This window comes from Psychrobacter sp. AntiMn-1 (assembly GCF_001854065.1).
Taxonomy (GTDB): Bacteria; Pseudomonadota; Gammaproteobacteria; order Pseudomonadales; family Moraxellaceae; genus Psychrobacter; species Psychrobacter pacificensis.
This window is the reverse complement of record NZ_CP012969.1, coordinates 2,546,052-2,567,627: the sequence shown is the minus strand read 5'-3', so window position 1 is coordinate 2,567,627 and position 21,576 is coordinate 2,546,052. Positions and strand designations below refer to the sequence as shown.

At 43.5% G+C, this 21,576-nt stretch carries 20 protein-coding genes; 9 read left to right on the top strand and 11 right to left on the bottom strand.

The features are described 5' to 3' along the window. Positions 1-85: 85 nt before the first annotated feature. Positions 86-1,663 carry an alkyl hydroperoxide reductase subunit F gene (gene ahpF / locus AOT82_RS10945; protein WP_071003005.1) on the bottom strand — a complete coding sequence of 526 codons (1,578 nt, stop codon included), beginning with the start codon at positions 1,661-1,663 and terminating at the stop codon, positions 86-88. A 362-nt stretch (positions 1,664-2,025) separates the two neighbouring features. On the opposite strand from ahpF, the gene AOT82_RS10940 reads away from it, so the two are divergent. After that, entirely contained in the window at positions 2,026-2,274 is a 249-nt protein-coding gene (locus AOT82_RS10940) for a YdcH family protein (RefSeq protein ID WP_071003004.1), read from the top strand. Between the two features lie 416 nt (positions 2,275-2,690). Here AOT82_RS10940 and ahpC read toward each other — a convergent pair whose 3' ends face one another. Beyond that, the gene (gene ahpC / locus AOT82_RS10935) at positions 2,691-3,257 is read right to left on the bottom strand and encodes an alkyl hydroperoxide reductase subunit C (RefSeq protein ID WP_058025494.1); all 567 of its coding nucleotides are present in this window, start codon (positions 3,255-3,257) and stop codon (positions 2,691-2,693) included. Positions 3,258-3,539: 282 nt separating this feature from the next. On the opposite strand from ahpC, the gene AOT82_RS10930 reads away from it, so the two are divergent. Continuing rightward, the gene (locus AOT82_RS10930) at positions 3,540-4,448 is read left to right on the top strand and encodes a hydrogen peroxide-inducible genes activator (protein ID WP_058025493.1); all 909 of its coding nucleotides are present in this window, start codon (positions 3,540-3,542) and stop codon (positions 4,446-4,448) included. Positions 4,449-4,471: 23 nt separating this feature from the next. Then, on the top strand, positions 4,472-5,143 hold the full coding sequence (locus tag AOT82_RS10925; protein WP_071003003.1) for an HD domain-containing protein: 672 nt from the start codon (positions 4,472-4,474) through the stop codon (positions 5,141-5,143). Here the strand turns inward: AOT82_RS10925 and AOT82_RS10920 are convergent. From AOT82_RS10920 to AOT82_RS10890, 7 genes are all read right to left on the bottom strand, one after another. Continuing rightward, on the bottom strand, positions 5,121-5,723 hold the full coding sequence (locus tag AOT82_RS10920) for a methyltransferase domain-containing protein (protein WP_071003002.1): 603 nt from the start codon (positions 5,721-5,723) through the stop codon (positions 5,121-5,123). The genes AOT82_RS10925 and AOT82_RS10920 overlap by 23 nt on opposite strands. Positions 5,724-5,916: 193 nt before the next feature. Beyond that, entirely contained in the window at positions 5,917-6,564 is a 648-nt protein-coding gene (locus tag AOT82_RS10915) for a M48 family metallopeptidase (RefSeq protein WP_227517144.1), read from the bottom strand. Positions 6,565-6,613: 49 nt separating this feature from the next. Next, positions 6,614-8,146 carry a DUF1513 domain-containing protein gene (locus tag AOT82_RS10910; RefSeq protein WP_071003000.1) on the bottom strand — a complete coding sequence of 511 codons (1,533 nt, stop codon included), beginning with the start codon at positions 8,144-8,146 and terminating at the stop codon, positions 6,614-6,616. Between the two features lie 3 nt (positions 8,147-8,149). Then, on the bottom strand, positions 8,150-9,301 hold the full coding sequence (locus AOT82_RS10905; protein WP_071002999.1) for an imelysin family protein: 1,152 nt from the start codon (positions 9,299-9,301) through the stop codon (positions 8,150-8,152). 83 nt (positions 9,302-9,384) lie between these two features. Then, positions 9,385-11,034, bottom strand: a complete 1,650-nt coding sequence (locus AOT82_RS10900) for a di-heme oxidoreductase family protein (RefSeq protein WP_071003764.1) — start codon at positions 11,032-11,034, stop codon at positions 9,385-9,387. Positions 11,035-11,260: 226 nt separating this feature from the next. After that, on the bottom strand, positions 11,261-12,718 hold the full coding sequence (locus tag AOT82_RS10895) for an imelysin family protein (protein WP_071002998.1): 1,458 nt from the start codon (positions 12,716-12,718) through the stop codon (positions 11,261-11,263). 426 nt (positions 12,719-13,144) lie between these two features. Beyond that, positions 13,145-13,801 carry an OmpA family protein gene (locus tag AOT82_RS10890; RefSeq protein WP_071002997.1) on the bottom strand — a complete coding sequence of 219 codons (657 nt, stop codon included), beginning with the start codon at positions 13,799-13,801 and terminating at the stop codon, positions 13,145-13,147. A 448-nt stretch (positions 13,802-14,249) separates the two neighbouring features. On the opposite strand from AOT82_RS10890, the gene AOT82_RS10885 reads away from it, so the two are divergent. The 5 genes from AOT82_RS10885 (at position 14,250) to minE (ending at position 19,072) form a co-directional block, all read left to right on the top strand. Then, complete coding sequence (locus AOT82_RS10885) at positions 14,250-15,215, top strand: acyltransferase (protein ID WP_071002996.1); 966 nt, start codon at positions 14,250-14,252, stop codon at positions 15,213-15,215. 341 nt (positions 15,216-15,556) lie between these two features. Further along, positions 15,557-16,648 carry a hypothetical protein gene (locus AOT82_RS10880; protein WP_227517143.1) on the top strand — a complete coding sequence of 364 codons (1,092 nt, stop codon included), beginning with the start codon at positions 15,557-15,559 and terminating at the stop codon, positions 16,646-16,648. A 76-nt stretch (positions 16,649-16,724) separates the two neighbouring features. Continuing rightward, positions 16,725-17,552, top strand: a complete 828-nt coding sequence (gene minC / locus AOT82_RS10875) for a septum site-determining protein MinC (RefSeq protein ID WP_071002994.1) — start codon at positions 16,725-16,727, stop codon at positions 17,550-17,552. Between the two features lie 414 nt (positions 17,553-17,966). Then, positions 17,967-18,779, top strand: coding sequence for a septum site-determining protein MinD (gene minD, locus AOT82_RS10870; protein ID WP_071002993.1), 813 nt, complete (start codon positions 17,967-17,969; stop codon positions 18,777-18,779). 2 nt (positions 18,780-18,781) lie between these two features. Further along, positions 18,782-19,072 carry a cell division topological specificity factor MinE gene (minE, locus tag AOT82_RS10865; RefSeq protein ID WP_071003763.1) on the top strand — a complete coding sequence of 97 codons (291 nt, stop codon included), beginning with the start codon at positions 18,782-18,784 and terminating at the stop codon, positions 19,070-19,072. A gap of 143 nt (positions 19,073-19,215) precedes the next feature. On the opposite strand, the gene AOT82_RS10860 is transcribed toward minE, so the two are convergent. Next, a complete protein-coding gene (locus AOT82_RS10860; protein ID WP_071002992.1) occupies positions 19,216-19,737 on the bottom strand; it encodes a cytochrome b in 522 nt (173 codons plus the stop codon). 120 nt (positions 19,738-19,857) lie between these two features. On the opposite strand from AOT82_RS10860, the gene AOT82_RS10855 reads away from it, so the two are divergent. Further along, positions 19,858-20,952 (top strand): IS4 family transposase, encoded by a 1,095-nt coding sequence (locus tag AOT82_RS10855; protein ID WP_071001282.1) that lies wholly within the window; start codon positions 19,858-19,860, stop codon positions 20,950-20,952. 124 nt (positions 20,953-21,076) lie between these two features. On the opposite strand, the gene AOT82_RS10850 is transcribed toward AOT82_RS10855, so the two are convergent. Next, positions 21,077-21,574 (bottom strand): hypothetical protein, encoded by a 498-nt coding sequence (locus AOT82_RS10850; protein ID WP_058025479.1) that lies wholly within the window; start codon positions 21,572-21,574, stop codon positions 21,077-21,079. Between the last annotated feature and the right edge of the window lie 2 nt (positions 21,575-21,576).

Here is a 21,576-nt window from a genome sequence, read left to right as displayed (position 1 = left end):
ATAGAAAAATTCCTATAAAAACGCAAAAAAAAGCCACCTCAATTAAGGTGGCTTTTTCTTCTAAGACTAATTCTGATACTAAAACTTACTGCATAACCAAATATTCAAATGCTGCCAATGCTGCTTTACTACCCTCACCCATTGCAATATTAATCTGCTTAAATGGTACGGTGGTCACATCACCGCAAGCAAAAATACCTTTGCGATCGGTGCGGCAGCGCTCATCAATCTCAATCTCACCAAAGCGGTTTAAATCGACAAAGCCTTTGACAAATTCAGTGTTTGGTACGAGACCGATTTGTACAAACACACCTGATAAATCACGCTCATGTGTCTCGCCTGTGCTGCGATCTTGATAGACGATGGACGATACTTTGCCATCAGTCGCCTTGATCTCTTGCGTCGCCGCACCAGTGATGAATTCAATATTGGATTTCTCTTTGGCTTTATTGATCAATACCTGGTCTGCTTTTAACTCATCAGCGAACTCTAATACAGTGACGTGCTTAACAATGCCTGCCAGATCTAACGCAGCCTCAACGCCTGAGTTACCACCGCCGATCACTGAGATGTCTTTACCTTTGAAGAATGGACCATCACAGTGGGCACAAAACGCCACGCCTTTACCGATATTTTCTTCTTCGCCCGGTACGCCAAGCTTACGCCATTGGGCACCTGTCGCCAAGATAATACTACGAGTTTCAAACGTCTCGCCGGTATTTAGATTGATGCTGTAGTTTTCTTCTTCTGTCTCGCCGATATCTTTCACACTGACATGCTCTCTTAGCGTGATATTGTACTCAGCCAAGTGCTTAACGAAATTAGTCGACAAATCAGTACCATTGGTTAAAGGTACAGAGATCAAGTTTTCGATATCTTGCGTGTCTTTGACTTGTCCACCGATACGATCAGCGACCATGGTGACTTTTAAGCCTTTACGCGCGGTATAAATAGCTGCTGCAACGCCTGCAGGACCTGCACCAATGACAGTGACATCTTGCTGCTCTAGTTGCTCAGCATCATCTTCCACATCTGACAACAGATCAGGAAACTGCTCTTGTAATTTTCCAATCAGTTTGGCAGTATCAATCAGACCATTGGCAAATGGTTTACCGTTCAAGAATACGGCCGGTACACCTTGGATTTTGTTTGCTTCTACTTGCTCTTGGAAGAGCGCACCATCGATCATCTCATTGCTGATACCATCGTTTAGTAGCGCAAATTGATTCAACGCCTGAACCACTTCTGGGCAGTTATGGCATGATAGTGACACGTAGGTCTGAAACTGTAGCGGCTTGTTGAAGCGTTTGATTAGCTTTTGGATACCTTCATCCAATTTCAGCGTATGACCACCCGCTTGCAAAATGGCTAGGATCAATGAGGTAAACTCATGACCACCAGGAATACCACTAAATACGATACCTGTATCAGCAGTCTCTCCATCAACATGACTGACTACTTTAAAACTAATCGCGCTTGGCAAACTGTCATCGATAACCTGCTCATCGAAATTGATTTTGTCAGTCGTACCCGCAATCTTGCTCAAAAAGTCGATCAATTCAGCGCGCTTATCGTGCTCACCGCTACCCAATACAAAAGTAATCGGGCGCGTCATGTTTTCGCTATATGTCTTAACTGCGTCTAATAAATTTTGATCTATCATGTTTGTTCCTCATTATGACTGAATATGTAACGGCAACTGTCATGCTGCACGCCTAAATATGAAATCTTTACACTTGATAATATTATAAAAAACCTTGTATATATCGAGCTTTCGCTCTTGAATGACCCTATTATCAGGTGTTCGCAGTATTTGGGCAAGCTGAGAAACTCAAACTTTACGTTTTATAAAATCAATCGTTAATAGGTTTAATTAATTAAATACAAATATACTAGTAGATAATAGCCATAGTATCTAGGCTATTTTTTCGCTACAATCGAGAATAGTTCTTAAGTTAAGCCGTCTTTTTAACACCATACGCGATTGCTTATGACAAGCTTGCGTTTCATGACAAGGATGAACACATGAGAAAAACAGATACTTTCCACGATAACAGAGATATTATTGCCGAACTGAAGCTCAAAGACAGTCATTTTGCGAGTATTTTTGATGAGCATGCCGAGCTTGATCAAAAAATCAATTATCTCGAAAAAGATCTAGTCAAGCATGCCAGCCGTGAAGAAGAAATAGAACAAATGAAACGGCGTAAATTACATCTCAAAGACGAGATTTATAAGATTATTGATAAAAATAAAGAACAATCTCGCGCCTGATATAGTCAATCCTAAATAAAACAAATACATTATATATCAAAGTGGAACTGGTCTAAATCTTCCTTGCGTGCTGTGGCTATGCTGCTCGATGCTGCGAAAAATTTATCCCAGTCCCACTGTATCGTTTTTATACTGAATTCACTATATAGTCAATCAATATTAAAAGTGGTACAAGGCAGACGAGTGCAAGTACTACAGTAGTAGGCTAAACGAGTCTAACGCTGTAACACTTTAATAGTGGTTCGAATATACTACGCCTACTACGCTTATGATCAATAAATAAGACTCATAAGATTGTAGCTAGCGCCATAAAAAAACCCCATCAACATCAGTTAATGGGGTCTTTATTTGTAGAACTGATTCACACTAAAAGTATAAAAGTCAGCGCTACTTTATCTAAGGGATGAAATAGCTATTTAGATTTTACCGACTAGGTCAAGACTTGGCTTAAGTGTATCGCCGCCTTGCTCCCAAGCTGCTGGGCAAACTTCGCCATCGTTCTCACGAACGTACTGAGCGGCTTTTACTTTACGTAGCATATCTTTTGCGCTACGGCCGATACCGCCAGCATGAATTTCTGCTACTTGGATCAGACCATCAGGATCTACTAGGAACGTACCACGCTCTGCTAGACCTGCTTCTTCAATCATAACATTGAAGCCGCGAGTGATTTTACCAGTAGGATCCCCGATCATTGGATACTGTACTTTGCCGATCGCTTCTGAAGAATCATGCCATGCTTTGTGCGTGAAATGCGTATCAGTTGATACTGAGTATACTTCAACACCCAAACCTTTTAGCTCGTCGTAGTGAGCGGCCATGTCTTCTAGCTCAGTTGGGCAAACAAAGGTAAAATCAGCTGGGTAAAATAGAAAGATCGCCCAGTTGCCTTTTACGTCTTCTGAGGTGATGGTTTTGAACTCACCGTTTACATAGGCATCGGCTGAAAATTCTGGGATTGCTTGATTGATAATAGACGCCATGATTGGCTCCTCTCTTGTTAAGTAAATTAAAATTATTTATAGGGATTTTTTAACTAGCCCTTTAGCTTTCTGGGCTACCCGACAAACTATACGCGAATTCTACGGTTAATCCAGTTAAAAGTTTTTAATGTGATGTTTTGTTTTATTAAACTTGTTAAACTATGCTTTCTATATCCTATCATTGGTACATCCTATCATTGGTACATAACTGGTAATTTGCTGCCTTATAGAGGCTTACTGACAGGATAAATTACATTAAAAACCCATTAAAAGAGAGGTTTTATGATTACTTTACGACAACTTGAGTTTGCCTTAGCCGTCGCCAAACATCGTCACTTCAAACGTGCTGCCGAAGATTGTAATATTTCGCAGTCTGCCCTGAGCTTGGGTATCGCAGAATTAGAAAAACAGCTAGATACACAGATTTTTGAGCGCAATAACAAGCAAGTACTGATTACGCCTATCGGTCAAGAAATCCTCACAAGGGCACAGCGCGTGTTCTCTGAAGTGAGCGATTTGACCACACGCGCCCATAGCCATCAGACACCGCTGGCGTATCCGATGACCGTTGGTATCATTCCCACGATTGCGCCTTACTTGCTACCAAAGGTTCTACCAGCCCTGCGTGCTCAGTATCCAGAGTTTCGCATGACGATCGTTGAGCAGCAAACCGAGCGGTTGCTTGAGCAAGTGCGCTACGGTCATATCGATACGGCTATCATTGCGCTGCCATATGCTGTAGATGGCCTGCACAGTTTTGAGTTTTGGAGTGAAGACTTCTTTGCCGTCTTCCCAAAAGACGATGTACATGCCAAGCTTGATACCATCAGCGCTGACGAGCTAGCTACTGCCAATCTTATGCTCCTTGGTGAAGGCCACTGCCTAACCGATCAGACGCTATCTGTCTGTCATTTTGACCGTGCACAGATGAAATCAAGCTTCTCGGATGCCAGTCTAAACACGCTGATTCAAATGGCGCTTGCCAACATGGGCACGACCCTAGTGCCTGAAATGGCACTCGATCAGTTGCACTTGCAAAATCAAAATGCTGTCGCTGTACCTCTAGCTGAAGAAGGACCACACCGCCATATTGCTTTTGTCACCCGCTTAAATTATGCCCGTGTCGATGATATCAGCTTGCTCGGAGAAGTATTTAATAAGGCATTTAAAGATGCGGCTAATACAAAATAAATGGCAAGTGACAAAGGTTAATTATGAATGAATTGCCACCTATAAATATGGAGCTGGGCAATCATTTTTACTTATGCTTGTCTGCTCTCAATAGTGATGTGACACCAGACGACGCACAAACCCTCTGGCAAGATATCTCTGTGCGCTACGGTGAACCACAACGAGCTTATCATACCCTGAGTCATATTGAGCAGTTATTGGTACAGTTTGAAAGCATTAAACACCATCTAACTGCTCCGTATATCGTGGTGTTGGCACTGTATTATCATGATGTGATATACGACCCAACACGCGTAGATAATGAGCAAAAAAGCGCTGAATATGCCGTAGGCGCGTTGAGTTCTTATCTACGCCCAGAGCAGTGCCAAGACATCTACGCATTCATCATGATGACGGCCAATCATCAGGTAGATGAGTCGATAGATAGTGTTAAATACAGTGATGCGGCATATCTGCTAGATATGGATTTGAGTATTTTGGGTGCGCCTTGGCCTACCTATCAGCAGTATGCACAAGCGATACGTCAAGAATATGCACACGTCGCAGATGACAACTACCGTGATGGGCGCACTGCGGTATTACAAGGATTACTAGCGCATCCCAAACTCTATTTGACTGATTATTACTATAGCCAATTAGAAGCGCAAGCTCGGGACAATATCAAGCGCGAGCTTATTTCGCTCGCAGCTTTATAAATAACTCACTACTTTGCCGTGCTGGATGTGAATTATAGCTAGGTTCCATAATATCAAGATCAAAATGGCTTTGAAAACGCTGCTGGTACTCTTCTTTAGTGCCACCAAATGGTGGTTCCTCTCGTCCAAAGTCAGTATCAAATAACAAACCAACCAGTTTGCCTTGTGGTTTTAGTAACCTTGCCATCTGCTGCACATACTCATCACGGCGCACTGGATTAATCGCACAAAAAAACGTCTGCTCAAGTATCCAATCAAATTGGTACTGCTCAGCTGATAAGTTAAAAAAGTCCGCACAAATTAACTGCTCAGATGGGAAGTCGGGATAACGCGCCGCAAAGGCTTCAATCGGGACTGGCGCAAAATCGACCAACGTGACATTGGTAAATCCTTGCTCATATAGATAGCCTACCTCGTAAGCATTACCAGCACCTGGTACGAGTATTGCCTCATCCTTAGCATTTTCAGGCAGCTGGTCAATATAAGCTTTGAGCGGTGGTGATACTTGTCCCATATCCCAGCCAGTACTTTTTTTCTCATAGCGCTGCTGCCAAAACTCAGCTTGATTGACGTTTTCCATCTGACATCCTTGTATATAAAATTGGATTTAAACGACACGATTTGTATCGTTATTTCTTATCATATCAGTCTTATCAACATGTGTCGCCGTTTTAAATAGGATGAAAAAAGGGAGACAAATTACTCTCACACAGTGAAATTCATTTAGATGGGAAAGTCGCTCAAAGAATTAATGGACTCAATGTATGGATCTCTCAATCCAACTGCCCTGTCTTGCCTGCCAGTATATTATGCCATTGCCGATAATCTGGCATCGCACTCGCCACCGTTTGCCAAAATGCAAGGCTATGATTGGCATGATGCAAATGGCACAGTTCATGGACGATGACGTATTCGGTGCATTCGATAGGATAGGCAGGAAGATAAACGGACAACCAAATTCGCTTTGCGCGCGTGTTGCAGCTGCCCCAGCGTGTGTGCATTTTTTTTACTCGTATCTCATCGGCGTGAACACCAACAATTGGCTGCCATTTCTCAAATAGCGACGGCATGACATCGGAGAGCTGCTGGCGATAGTATGCTATTTTTTCATCATGGCTTAACATAAAGGTCTGCTCAGTGCCCCATAGATAGACAGGGTTCTTAGAAGTTGTAAGACCTGATGGCGCGCTTTTTTTACGCTGGTGTTGCTTTAGCACTTGTAGATGGTGGTTAATCGCCCAAGACACTCGCCGCGCCACCGCGTCAGCAGCTTTTGAATTACTAATATGCAGTGGTACAGAAACCATCAAGACATGCGGCTTTAAACGAAAATTGATGTTTTTGACACGCTTTTTGCTGATATGTAGCTCAATATCTGCCTGTGCGAGCTGCTGTCTAATAGTATCTAAACGGATTTCCAAGCTAATGTTTTATCTCCTCAATGGCCGTAACTGTGCCAATGGCTACGTATTATAACGCTTGCAAATGGTTATCAAAGGACATTCTATGCAATTGGCTGTCTGTACTAATATGCTTATCATCTTTACCATTCAATTTTGAATCTGGCAAAACACTTACTCTTAACGCTGTCAATTGCCCTTGCCCATCACTGATGATAAATCCTGACGGTTTAATATCATCTACGTTATTGGTGATTGCACTATTACTGGATAGGACGGATGCCCCTGCACAATCAGGCAAGCTCACATCATCAATCAACTCTCGAGTATGTAAGTCATAAATTGCCGCACAGCCACTAATCGGAGTGGTCACACAAAGCAAATTACGGTCACTATCAACGGCGACGCTCGCAATATATTGATGAAAGCGTTGCCATTGATTGTTTGGCATAGTCAGTGGCGCAAAGCTAACATCACCGCGCTGGTGAGTCAGTACTAACGGTACATTGATATGCTTTTCGCCTTGGAACTGGATACCGATCATGACAGTGCCATCATTGTGCATCGCTAAATGACGTATGCTCATCTGATTATGCTCGGGCGTCACTTGCTCAAGCAATGCCCCGTCATGACGATTCAGGTAGACCAGCGATGGTCGCATAGTGTCTAAATTTAGCTCTTCACGTGAGGCCTGCTCAGTCTTAATGCCACCGTTTGCAATGACTAGTGTTTCGCTATCAGGATGCATAATCAGTTCATGCGGGCCGATGCCATAAGAGTTAAATTCTGCTACTTTTTTATAAGCGTTGTTAGCATCATAAACACCGATTTTACCTGCCAGACTGACTGTGTCATTCTCAGTTACGTAAAGCAATTTTCCATCTAAGCTATAACAAGCATGGCCGTAGAAATGACGATGTAAATCCGCTTTGATCGCATGTTGTACTTGTCCATTTGAGGTATCAAGCACCCAGAATTTTTCACTTGGACGCCGACCCATGACGACGACGTCGCGCCTTTGGTCGACATTGCTATCCTGAACTTGAGATTCAGATACATTTGTAGGCTGAACAACGATGTCATGGACACGCTCAGGCATGGTCGTCTGCCAAACGATTTGTCTATCGGCATCAATACCTACCACGCCAAAGTCATGCTCATTTTGATTCAATGACGCGTTATTTTTTGGCATAGAGGCAACGCCGCTGACCCAGCGAACAGGCCGTGCGAGCATGGTCGTCGTATGCACAGCAGTAAGATCAAGCACGTTACTCTCATCATCTATCGCTTGATGATAAGCCTGCTGCCATGTCACCGCTGCTTGCTGACAAGCATAGCGAAAGCTTTTAAGGTTTGGCGTTGACCCAACGCCCGACTGTAATGCTTGTAACTGCGCTCGCATACCCGCCACATAATCTTGTAAACTGGCATCAGGATGCTGCTGCTTACGATAATGATGGTGAATACCGACCAGAGCCGCGGTGCCGACTGCCGTGAGCATTGACGTCGTCAAAAGCTCACGGCTTATTGAACTGGCTTTTGGCTCATCTGATCTGTCATGACGCTCATCTTCTGACATCGTATTGCCTTTAGTAATAAACATCCCTTAATCGCCATCGGTGCTATTAAAGCCTACGCGGATACCGAGTGTTGGAATCAGCTCGCGTTTAATCAAGCGAGTGACGGTAGTGAGATGGTCATATAACGCTTGTTGATCGTCTTTGTCTGCGGCTGATAAATCTTCTGGCATTTGTGCCAATAAAGTGGTCGTTTCAGCCAATGCCGTCGATAGATTATTAGCGACTGTGCTCTCATCATTGCTATTAAGTATCGCCGTCAATACGGGATCTGTCATGGCTTTATTGATGGCATCTAGTTTTGCATTGATAATAGCGCGGCTTTGACCAGCCGTAGCCGCTGGCAAATGACCTTTTGCTTTACCCGTCAGACCGAGCGGCTGGTCAATAGCATTAGACTTCATGGTCTCAACTAATGACAATAGCGAGTTAAACCATTGGTTCAAGCCTTGATCGCTCTCAGCAGACTTGTCTATCGCCAATAACTCAGTCGCGTTTTGCTGCCAGTTTTTCTCGATGTCTTTTAGACGCGTGCTCAAAGCACCACTGGCGCTAATGACGTAGGCGCATTGACCAGCATTTAAGCTCTCATTGGCAAACAAGGCTTCTTCTAGTCCTGGTACACCTTGTACGATAGCGCTTTCGCCCGCGAACTGCTCTGGCGTGAGTGTTGGATTGGCAGCAATCAAATCAGACACACCGCTATGTACCAAGCCGCGCTCATCAGGATAATAGTTGATGTACAGATTGCTCATGCTGGCAGTCGCAGGACCGAAATTAATCATCTCAGCACTCGACCACGCTTGTGCCAATACTAACCACTGCGCGCGTAATGCCTGTAGCTCAGCGCCGCTGACGGGTGCTTGCTGACAATGTCTCTGCGCCAATTCATTTAATAGATCACTTTGCTTTGCGGCATTAGCATACGCAGGAAGGACAATGTCCTCTGCCACATGCGTCAAATACGTTTTTTGAGTCTCAGGGCTGATATCTACCGCAACGATCTGCTCAGTGCTTTCCTTGCTGCTTTCTGCTGAGCTGTCAGTAGCTGTATTGTCTTTTGCAACTTCTTGACTATCCACTTCTGCAGATTTGTTGTCGTCGGCAGGTTTAACACAGCTAATCAGCAGACCGGCACTCAATGCAGATAGCGCCATCGCCAAAGCGTGATTTATTTTCATAGATTTCTCGGTAATGTTATAGGTAATAATTTATAGCGTTTTTGTGCTGATTTTATAATAGTGACTGTATTACAGTGACCTTATTATAGCGACTTTAAGAACGCATTTAGCTCGGCGCGACCTTGCTTGTCTAATTTCAATACTTGTTGCTGTTGCTTTTCGGCTTCTCCGCCGTGCCAAAGAACCGCTTCCATCAGCGTACGAGCGCGTCCATCATGCAAAAACGTCGCTTGTGGATCAACCGTTTGCGCAAGTCCCACGCCCCAAAGTGCGGGCGTGCGCCATTCATAAGAATTGGCTAAAAACTCAACTTGAGCGTCTTTGGATGGTAGCTTACCCGCGATAGTACGATCAGCAAGGTCATCTCCCATGTCATGTAGCAATAAATCGGTGTAAGGATAAATCACTTGTCTATGCTGCTCAAGATGATCGTCGTCAGTTTTTGGCAGCTGATATCTTGGTGTATGGCAGCTTTGACAGCCCATGTCATAAAAACGCTTTTTACCCGCCAGCACAAGCTTATCATCCGCATTACGGCGGTGCGGCACTGCCAAATTACGGGTATAAAACTCCACAAACTTGGCAACATCGTCGTTCACTTCAACGGGCGGTTTGCCATTGCCTTGCTCATCAACACCTGTTGTCGCATTTAAGCAGACGGTCTGGGTCGGCATGCAGGACTCATGAGGACGAATATTTGATGTCAAACCCATGTCTTCGTTAAAAGCACTTTGATTTTGGGTAATCAGTTTGGTTTGACCGGCTTTCCAGCCAAAACGTCCAAGCGCACGTTTGCCAGTCTGTGGATCCATCACCCAATTGAACTTACCACTGATGTCGCTATTACCCTTATGGCTTGCTTGTTTTTTAATATCATCCTCAGGTATTTGCTCTAGCAGCCCAAGCCCAATCATAGGCAGTGCCACTCGTGGTGATACCATCATCGCCTCATCAAAAGCGCCATAACCGGGGTTGGTCAGATTAAAGGTTGGCGCACGTAGCGTCTCAATATGCCCATCAGCGAAAGTGACTGGCTTATCTGTCCACTGTACTGCAATTCTGGCCTCAGCAGGGACACCTTGGATACCCCGATCTTGCAATTGTCCACCATACATAGGGTGAACGACCTTTTCAATCAGCGAGTCCTGTAACTGCTGACGCTGCTCATCCGTCGTTGCTGGCATAGAGAGACGAAGCAATAAACTGTCCGCATCATCATCGGCAGTCATGGGCGCATGACCACGGCCGTCTTTGATATGGCAAGATTGACAAGCCGCCACATTGAATAGCGCACCAAGCCCATCTCGACTGTCGGTACTGGCAGGAGCGACGACCCAAGGCTGCTTAAAGAATGCATTACCGATAAAAAACGAACCCTTACGCGACGCTGTCAGGTTCGATGAAGGCTTAGAGTAGCTTTCAGCACTGGTAATACTGATACCAGAGTCCCCACCCTGCTTGATCTCTTGCGGATCAAAACTGACCAGTTGCTGCATCGGCACGCCAGCCAGTGCTTCGATGTTATCCACACGCTCAGAGGTGAGCGGATGCTCGTCTTCACTGGCATTTGCGGCATGCTCACTATTTGAGGCGTCGTTAGACACGCTATCGGCTGGCTGACAAGCGCTTAGCGCCGCTGCACCCATCATAAGCAGTGCAAGCTTGGATGGCAAATTTTGTATTATGGCAGAAGGAAGAAGAAAAACAGAATACTTTGGATAGATGGCTTTCATAAACATCAAGCGCCTTAGTTTTGAGAGTAGAATCATCAAGTCGATATCGATCACGTTGTCATTGGTATCGATAGTCTGGTTCAGAATATAGCCTTATTGGCCTATTTTGAAACGGATAAATAGACGTTGCCAACCATCGTTGATAACGTCTATTTACCCAACTGATCATTTTATCAAGGTACGTCTTATACAGATAATAAGCACCTTTTAGCTACTTGGTGTCTACTTAAAACTGCGACCCTGCATCTGCATCAAGATTATCAATACCAACGGCTTTTGCGGCATTTTCGATACCAGCGGTCAGCTCTTGCAAGCTATTAATACCCGCTTCTACCCAGCCGCGACGGATATTCTGCTCTTCAGCAGAAACGCCTTCTTGACTTGCTTGACCAACCGTTGCAATCATTTGGTCAATTTTGATGCCTTCTTTCTCGCCCTTTTCAACCATGACGTTGAATGCACCTTCGACTTTACTAAAGTCAGCGGCCAGTTTATCAGCTTCCTCTACATGACTGCTGTCAACGAGATAGTCTTTAACACCATAGCCACCGACTGTTTTACCAGCGACTGTCTGGTAGCTACCATTAAAGACATTTTGGATACCGCGGGCATTATTGGCATAGCTCAGATGCGTCAAGTCACTAAAGCACTCATGCTCATCTTCGGTAGACCCTGTGACAAAAGCGACCTGCATACGCTCAGAAGCCAACTCACCCAGTGCTAAACTACCCATTTGGTACATAATCTGACGCAGGCCATTGTCGTATTTACGCGCCATCAAATCACTGCGTAAGGTATTTTCGGTATCAGGCTGCCACTGAGCTTCCATCGCCGTCAAATCATCCACCAGTAGTTGAGTAGCGGCTTTTAAAAACTCACCGCGACGCTCACAAATACTGGCATCTTCATTGACCGTATCACCGCTGGTACATTGTCCAGCTTCCGTCACATAATCAGTGACCGGGCGATTACCCGCGCCCTCTTTTACGCCATTGGTATCTTGACCCCATAACATAAACTCAATCGCATGATAGCCCGTTGTGACATTAGCCTCACTACCGCCAATCTCGTTCATGTCGGCAAGCAGCTCAGGTGTAATTGTACTGGTATCTTGCTTGGTACTACCGACCGTAATGCTATCGCTATTGATGATATTTTCTTGACTGTTATATTCGCCTTCATAGTCATCACTGACATAATCGATCAGCGCTTCATCTAGCGGCCAAGCGTTGATTTGACCTTCCCAGCTATCAATGCTATTGATCGCGCGCTTATCATTTGCCGTCACAAATCCTTCATCAAAACGGAAAATTTCCGTCTGCGAATACGGCTGACGAGCCGCTTTATAGGCAGCTTTGGCAGCATCAAGGTTGGCTTGTGTCGGTGTTGCCACAAACGTATTTACCGCTGTCTGGAGTTTTTTGGCTGTCTCTAGTGAATCCTTGTAGGCTGCATGGGCCATATTTGCGTAACTGATGACTAACCTATCAATATGTGCTTTTTCGGCAGCTGATATCTCTGTGTTATCGCCTGTTTCTGTGCTTACAACCTCTGTCTGCGTCTCAGTAGCAGCAGTGTCTTCTTCGGTTTTTTTGGTACAGCCCGATACCATTAACAATCCTGCAAGTGCAACAGCTAAAGTAGTTGGTAAAATCTTACGGCGTGTTTCTGTGGTAATCGTCATACAAATCCTCAAAGAGATAGCAAAATTCGTTTTGGTTAAATGGCTTCCATCATATCGATTATCAAATCACGCCTTAATCAGCTGATTTGATCTCGTATATTTATGCTTATCGCATATTATCAAGCTTGTAACTATTCAGTAATAAAACACTAATAAATTATAGTGTTATTGATAATCATTATCAATACTTAATTCTATATTAATAATCATTAATCTTTATGATCCTTTTATAAAATGTTATCAAATACTAAACGAGCACTATTCTATTTTGGACAGCAGATATTATACCTTCGCTATCCTAACTATCGAGTTTGTTCAATCAAAATTTAGCGCATAAAAAAAGAGCCAACATATCGCTGACTCTTTTTGCTAGATAAGTGCGTGAAAATCATTTGCACCTATCAAATAGCTATATAGAACTGTCGATTAGTTGACGCTTTGTGGTGCATTAACCGTTAGCTCAACACGGCGGTTTTGCTGACGACCAGATTCAGTGTTGTTGGTAGCAATTGGACGTGACTCGCCATAAGCAACTACATTGATACGGTTAGAAGCAACACCGCGAGCAGTTAGGTAGTTGGCAACTGAGTAAGCACGGTCGCGTGACAGACCCATGTTGTAAGATGCTGAACCTTGGCTATCAGTGTGACCAGCAATCGTGATGGTGTTCTGGTTATACTGGTTCATGGTTGAAGCAAGCTTGTCTAGCGTTGGCTTGAATGATGAGTTAAGTGTTGCACTATCAAACGAGAAAGTGATGCTACCTGGCATAACAAGATCAATGTTACCGGTGGTTGGGTCTTGGTTAACAGTCACGCCTGTACCAGCCATTTGCTGCTCAAGCTGACGAGCCTGACGCTCCATGTAATAACCAACGCCAGCACCCAATGCAGCACCGATAGCAGCATCACGACCAGTCTTGTCGCCGCCTGTTGCTTTTGAGATAGTTGCGCCACCTGCTGCACCAACTAGGCCGCCCAATGCAGCTTTATTCAAACGTTGCTGCCCAGTGTTTGGATCAGTCGTACAACCGCTAAGTGCTAGACCTGATGCTACTGCTGCAATTAATAATGTATTACGCATGATATTTCCTCTATAAGTTTAAAGTATTATAAATCGTGCTTTATCAAGATTGTCCGTTAATCTTATTAAGTACTTATTTACTTTAATCATTATTATGGCAATTACAATCTAACACTGTGTAATATTTTGTCACACCTATGTATGAGAAGTGCAGATTAACTTTACGGTATTTCTTAGCATCTAAACTATCCAATACCTGTTCCTTGTTATCACTAGTCACGTTTACACTCGTACACTGCGAAACGTTTCTGCTAAAATTATGTGGCCAAATTTCTCATCGTCAAATGACCGCTGTATCAGGAATTAATCAGCAACGCTTCTATGATTAGCGCTTAGTCCACTGGATTATTGGTCATCAATCATATGAGCAGTTTTGGCAATATTTAAAACATCGACTTGTGAAATATATGGTGTACTTATTAATTAAACTGAACCAAGAGGATTAAGCATGCGACTGACATCTACCATTCGAAAACTGCACAAACGCACGCCCAAACTGGGTAAGGCGGTTTCATTAGCGACAGCAGCAAGCGTTATCACTGCCAATAGCTTTGGTGGTAGTATTCCTTTGTGGTTGATGGGTGTCGGCAAAGTCATCACCGGTGCACCTATTGCAGATAAAGCGGTCATCAAAATCGCGACTTACTGGATCAGCAGCAACAGTGCACTAATCGATGATATGCTGCCTCGCAAAGATTGGCGTATCAGCCTACCAGATGATATTCGCATCGATGGTAAATACCTTCTGGTCAGCAACCACCAATCTTGGGTCGATACCAGCATCGTGCAATACATTGGCGAAAAGCGCCTGCCATTGACGCGTTTCTTTACTAAATTTGAGCTGATCTATATTCCCATCGTTGGGCAAGCTTTTTACTTTTTAGATTTCCCCATGATGCGCAGACACTCTAAAGAAGCCATCGCCAAAAACCCTGCACTCAAAGGTAAAGATATCGAAGAGGCCAAGCGTGCCTGTGCCCTTTTAAAAGACAAGCCGTTCACCTTGCTAAACTATCTAGAAGGTACGCGCTTTACCAAGGCCAAACATACCAAACAGCAGTCTCCTTATACGCACTTGCTAAAACCACGAGCAGGCGGCTTATCCCTTGCGATTAACGCCCTAGGCGAGGATATCGATGGCATACTGGATATGACCATCGTCTATCCTGATGGCGTACCAAGCTATAGCGATCTGTGGAAAGGCAATATCAAACGTTTGGGCGTGGATCTAAGATATATCGATATACCAGATGCGCTGTTTGAAGGTATTAAGCAAGGCGGCTATGAAAATGATGAAGAAATAAAGGCGCAGATGTTTGATTGGGTTGAACACATCTGGCGTCAAAAAGATCAGCGCATCACCGACATGCTGGCCGATTTTGAGACAGCCCCTAAAACTCAAGCGGCTCAATAAATGACTCACTTACGCCGTAAGTCATCACATAACTTTTAAAAGACGCAGCACTCATAGTCCGATAACGGACAAAATCTAGTCATACTGCCATAAGCGCTTGAGTAATCAATAACGCAGAGGTTAATGATGATACGTGAGCACTGTACTGATGATAGTCGCGTTGCAAATGATCATTATTACTTTATAAGTAGCTATGCATGATTTTTAATCATAGATGGGTTGTTTTTTGGCCTTATTCATTGATAATGTGATTAATCATGTACGCATCGATTTTTGATGGTTATTTTTAATAGCCGTCAAAAATTTACTCATTTCTTTGTGCCATTTATCATTTATAAGGTATGACTGTGCCCGCCTCTCCTACTACCAGCCCGCCTATTGCAACTGCACCGGTGTCGCCTCATCTTGCAAATAGTGAGCCACCAAGGCCAAACCGTCCAAAACCCAGTCGTTTAAAGCTCACTTATGATATCGTGATGCTTATCGCTATCAGTATTGATCTTCTGCTGATCAGTCTGGATGCTGTATTGATGAGCGACTTTAGTGTCAATGCTGCACAATGGCTGTCAGTCAGCGAAGGACTAAGTTGGTATCAGGCGACGTTGCATAAGCCGTTGCGTACCGCTGGTGGGTTTTTTACCATATTTTTGGTTGCTGAATTATTATTACGCTGGGCAATCGCAATCAAAGAAAAAGTCTATTATCGCTGGTTTTTCTTCCCTTTTGTCCACTGGTACGAAGTCTTAGGCTGTTTTCCGCAGCTACGTTTGTTACGGTTATTTAGAGCCGTTGTTATCGGACGCCGATTGTACCAGCTTGGCTACCAAGTACTCCCGCAGCCATGGATCAATCGTATTAAGTTCTATATTGACCTATTATTAGAAGAGCTCTCTGATCGTGTCATCCTGACGACCATCCAAAATTTTAGGCAGGAATTGACCAACCCTGAAACGCACAAATCTTTTATCGAGTCAGCCATCACGCGCAACCGTGCTGAGATTGAAGCGGCTGTATTATCTATTCTGCGCTCAGAGCTTGCACCAAAACTACAGGAGCTGACTGCCTCATCAGGTGGTGGCAGTCTATTAGCCAGCGAAATGGGCAACGCTATTGAAGAAGGTCTAGCCAATACTCCTGAGCTGCGACGCTATTTGCGCATGATTCCTATCGCGGGTAGCCTGATCGAATCACAACTGCAGCATGTCGGACACAACATCGGTGAAAACGTTGTTTATGCCTTAAATAAGCGCCTGCTTGATCCAGCGCGGCTTGACGCATTGATGGTGGCGATTGCCAGTGGTATTGCGCAAATAGACACCGATAATAGTGCACTTGATACTCTGATTTCGAGTATCATTGATGACAGTTTGACTGCATTTGAAGCACAAGTAAAAGTACAACAATGGAAACACCAAGACATGCTCAATCTATAGTATGCCTACTAACATGACACGATAATAAAAATGACACCGTGAATACAGCGACAGAATTATTTTTAAGGGTTTATATATGACAGTTTCAGACAATAATAATCAGACTGCAAGCGCAGCACCAGCCTTAGCCCTATATGGCAAGATGCTGACCTTTTCGCGTTTACAGTTTAGTACCAGCGATCTGGGCGCTATTGAAGCCCAGCTTACTGAGACACTGAGCAATAAATCAAGCAACATTCCTATCTTGCTCGATAGCGACGTCGAGCAAGATTTATCTGCCTTAGTAGAGCTATTATGGTCATGGGGACTACAGCCGATCGGTGTGGTGACAGGCCTACTTGATGATCAAGCGCGTGAGCAGCGCTTGGCCATCTTTCCTGCAGATGGTAAACGCATTGAACGTATCGTACCTAGCAAAACAGCCCCTACACCGTCCAATAAACCTAAAGAAGATAATCGCACAGAATCAGTCAACGCTACTAGCACCGAGAGTGCGGCAAATATATCTGCCACTGAAACCACCATCTCCAGTCTTCCAGATGAGACATTGTTAAGTGCTCAGCATATTACCAGCCTCATCTACGACCAGATGCTACGCTCAGGCCAAAGCTTAAACCATGTCGGCGGCGATTTGATTTTGACAAACAGTGTGAATAGCGGTGCTGAAGCCATCACTGACAACAGCTTACATGTCTATGGACGTGCGCAAGGTCGCTTGGTGGCAGGCGCAACGGGTGACAAAGATGCCCGCATTTTTTGCCAAGTCTTTAACCCCTCCCTCGTGTCTGTAGCTGGAACTTACTGTTTACGGGACAACCTACCTGAGCACGTGATAGACAAACCTGTGCAAGTAAAGTTTGTGGAAGGTGAAGGCCTAGTATTTATCGTAATGGATGAAGCTTAATTATTGCTCAGTTAAAAATAATAAACGGTTAGGTGATTGTCTAGTAAAGTAAACTGGGTAAGGTAAGCTGTAATTATATAAGCTGCTGTGTCAGATAAATAAAACAAGATATATTAAATTAATCGTTACAATTGGGCTATTATTAAGTGTTGGTTCTAACGTTATTTGCCGTATATTTAAATAGCTATCAAACGGCTAAAAATTATCGCCATTAACTGTAAAATTTATAAGCAAAAGCCCTTTATAGCTCATATCTCAGTTGTTTTTCTGCTTTAATATAGACTTGCTATAAATCCTTGTATATTTATGCTAGGCTATCTTCGCAGATAGTACATATATAGTTAGTAGATAAATACCATGCAATTGTGCTATTTATATAAAAGATATCCCATTGATTCATAGGAGTGTGCCATTGTGGCGAAGATAGTTGTAATCACTTCAGGTAAAGGCGGTGTAGGCAAAACCACGACTAGCGCCTCTTTTGCCGCTGGTTTAGCATTGCGTGGCTATAAAACGGTTGTAATTGATTTTGATGTAGGTCTACGTAATCTAGACTTGATCATGGGTTGTGAAAACCGAATTGTTTATGATTTCGTTGATGTCATTACCGGTAGCGCACGCTTGTCGCAAGCACTTGTCAAAGACAAACAGCTTGAAAACCTGTATATCCTTCCTGCTAGTCAGACGCGTGACAAAGACGCATTGACGGACGAAGGTGTCGCAGAGGTCATGAATGAGCTGTCTAAACAGTTTGACTATATCATCTGTGACTCACCTGCTGGTATCGAGCGCGGTGCACAGTTGGCCATGTATCACGCTGACGAAGCCATCATTGTTACCAACCCTGAGATCTCTTCAGTACGTGACTCGGATCGCATCATCGGTATTTTGCAAAGTCAAACGAAAAAGGTTGAAGAAAACCTAGGCTCTGTACGTGAGCACTTGGTTATCACTCGTTACAATGCAGAACGTGCTGCTGCGAACGAGATGATGGACATCGACACTATCTCAAATGACATCTTAAAAGTACCATTGCTCGGCGTTGTGCCTGAGAGCCATTCTGTGCTCGAAGCATCGAACCACGGTGAGCCTGTTATTCATTATACCGACTCTGTTGCTGGTCAATGTTATGATGATATCGTCGCCCGTTTCTTAGGCGAAGAGCGTCCACTACGTCATATTGATGTGAAGAAAAAGAGTTTACTACAGCGCTGGTTTGGGGGTTAATGATGACTAAGAAAAAAGGATTTTGGAGTAGCCTATTCGGTACTGACGATGGCAGTAGTGCAGGCAGTGCCAATCTAGCTACCGAACGCCTCAAGGTTATCGTTGCTAGCGAAAATCGTCTAAATAACCGCCTAACGGTTGATCGTATCGAAAAAATGAAACGTGAAATCTTAGAAGTGGTCAACAAATATGTGAATGGCGTGCAGATTGATGATGTCAATATCAATCATCGCTCAGAAGACAGCTTAGATGTGTTAGAGATGAACATTAATTTACCGGAACACAAAAAATAAATTTGTAACCAGACCTTTAGACCGTAAGCACTTTCATTTATCACTTAAAAAGCCTTAAGTAATGCACTTAGGGCTTTTTTGCATCTTTAAGTTTATTGGTACGGCATGCTGTATACAGCATTCGAGCATTGATCAATAGCAGATCATTTCATACGTGATATTAAATTGTCTTTTTTAATAAACTGATGATACAAGGCAGCACCAATATGCAGCGCTGTAAAACCGATGATCATTGGCCAAATAATATCGGTATGTAAATCATTATAAAAGCGGGCCAAACTCCTATCAGGAGTCACAAACACGGGTATTTGGAATAAACCAAAGATATCGACAGGACGACCACCATATACAGTCATCAATAAACCAGCAAGCGGCATAGCGATCAGAATGGCATAGAGCGCAAAATGCGATAGCTTAGAGACCATCGATTGCCATTTTGGCATTGGTATAGACGGTGGCGCTTTGGTAAAGATGCGGTTGATAACTCGCGCAATCATCCAAAACAACAAGCTTATCCCAAACGCTTTGTGAAATCCGATATATAGATTGCTATCGAGATTTTCATGCAGCAGTATCATCACCCATGTGATCAATAATAAAACTGCGCTGATCCAATGAAATATACGACTGCTGAGCGACCATTTTGATACGTTAGAATTATTCATGAGCGGCTCTATAGTTTTTATTAAACGTTATTTATAATTGATATTACTCTGCACACGACAAAAAAACAAAAAAGTCTGTTAAAGCAAAGGCATAATAGTAATTTTTAAGACGAATAGACCATGCCAAACTTTAACAGACTTAGTGAGACTTTAACCCAAAACCTGAGCATGAACAAGGCAAGAATCAATTGTTTGAGCCTAATGATAATAGCCCTGATTACTGCTCAAAGCAGTAATCTTAAAAAAACAGCAAGACACCTTCCTAAGGGTGGCAAGACCGACAGTCACTATCGCAGACTACAGCGATTTTTTGCCGAAGCGAGGATAGACTACGATCAACTGGCTTTAATGATATATCGACTATTTGGGCTAGGCGAAGTCACCTTAACCATTGACCGCACCAACTGGAAATGGGGTAAAAGTAACCTCAACATCTTTATGTTAGGGGTGGTATATAAAGGGATAGCCATCCCCTTATACTGGCAAATGCTAGATAAGCGAGGTAATACAAACCATCTTGAACGCTGTGAACTTATTGAGCGGTTTATCAAACAATTTGGCAAAGATAACCTTGAGATGATAGTAGCAGACAGAGAGTTTGTTGGCGAAAAATGGTTTAACTGGCTCACCAATAATCACATACCCTTTGCCATACGGATTAAGAAGAACAGTAAAGTTAAGAATCATCATGGCAAGTTGGTACAGATTAAAGAGTTATTGCGCCATGTTAGCCATCAAGAAACATATCGACATGGGCGAATACTGACTGTCGATGGTTGTTTGGTTCGAGTATTTGCCAAGCGTGATAAAGACTATGGTTTAGTGATTGTCGCAACCAATCAACTAGAAACAGTGGATGCGATGACAAGCTATGCTAAGCGTTGGGAGATTGAGACTTTATTTGCTTGTCTAAAGGGCCGTGGCTTTAATCTTGAAGATACCCACTTAACCCATCTTGATCGGGTCAGTAAATTAGTCGCAGTGAACGCCTTAGCATTTTGTTGGGCTTATCATGTCGGTATTTATAAAGACAAAGATAAGCCGTTAAAGCGCAAGTTAAAGTCAAACGCTCGACCTCAAGCCAGTTTGTTTGCGCTTGGCCTGGATGTGTTGATTGAGGGCCTTCACTTGGTGTTCTTTAACAATGATAAGACTGTATTTCGACAGTTAGTTAGCTTTTTAACCCCTAAACCTATGAAAATCGGGTGGGGATGATTTTTTTGTCGTGTGCAGAGTTGATATTATATATAGGGCAGCAACTCATTCAATAACAAAAAGTAATCAGCATTGCTCGGGTACTACCTATGAGGTGAAGCATAACTGAAACTTAGACGAGAATCTAGTCATCTAAATTCACCAAATGATGCGCAATTTTGTCCAAGTCTGGTACCAAATAAACATTATCGTCAATCATAACGGTTTGATACAGATAAGAGAGCACAACGTTTTCGTCAGACTGCCCTTCTATTTTATCAACGCTAGTATCCGCAAACTGCTCGGGAAGCTCTGTATCTTTGACGTCAGAAATACGGGCTTGTAATTGGCGCAACTCACCTGCCGTTTGCAAAGCAAATCGATGCTCGGTGGTATTACCCTCTAGTATGATGACTTTCTCTGGTGTTCTATCTTGCGGTAACAAGTGAAAGACAGCAAGATTTTGCTCTTGCCACTGATACTTGGATATACGCTCTTGATAATCGTCGACGCTCAAAATCAAACTGCTCGGAATAATCCAATCGGGTTGGTTAGATGCTGGCACGATAGTCACATCGAGCATACCATTGTTCGTGGTCAGTAAACTTACCGCTTCAAATGAGTGTTTCAAAATTTGTTTCATAC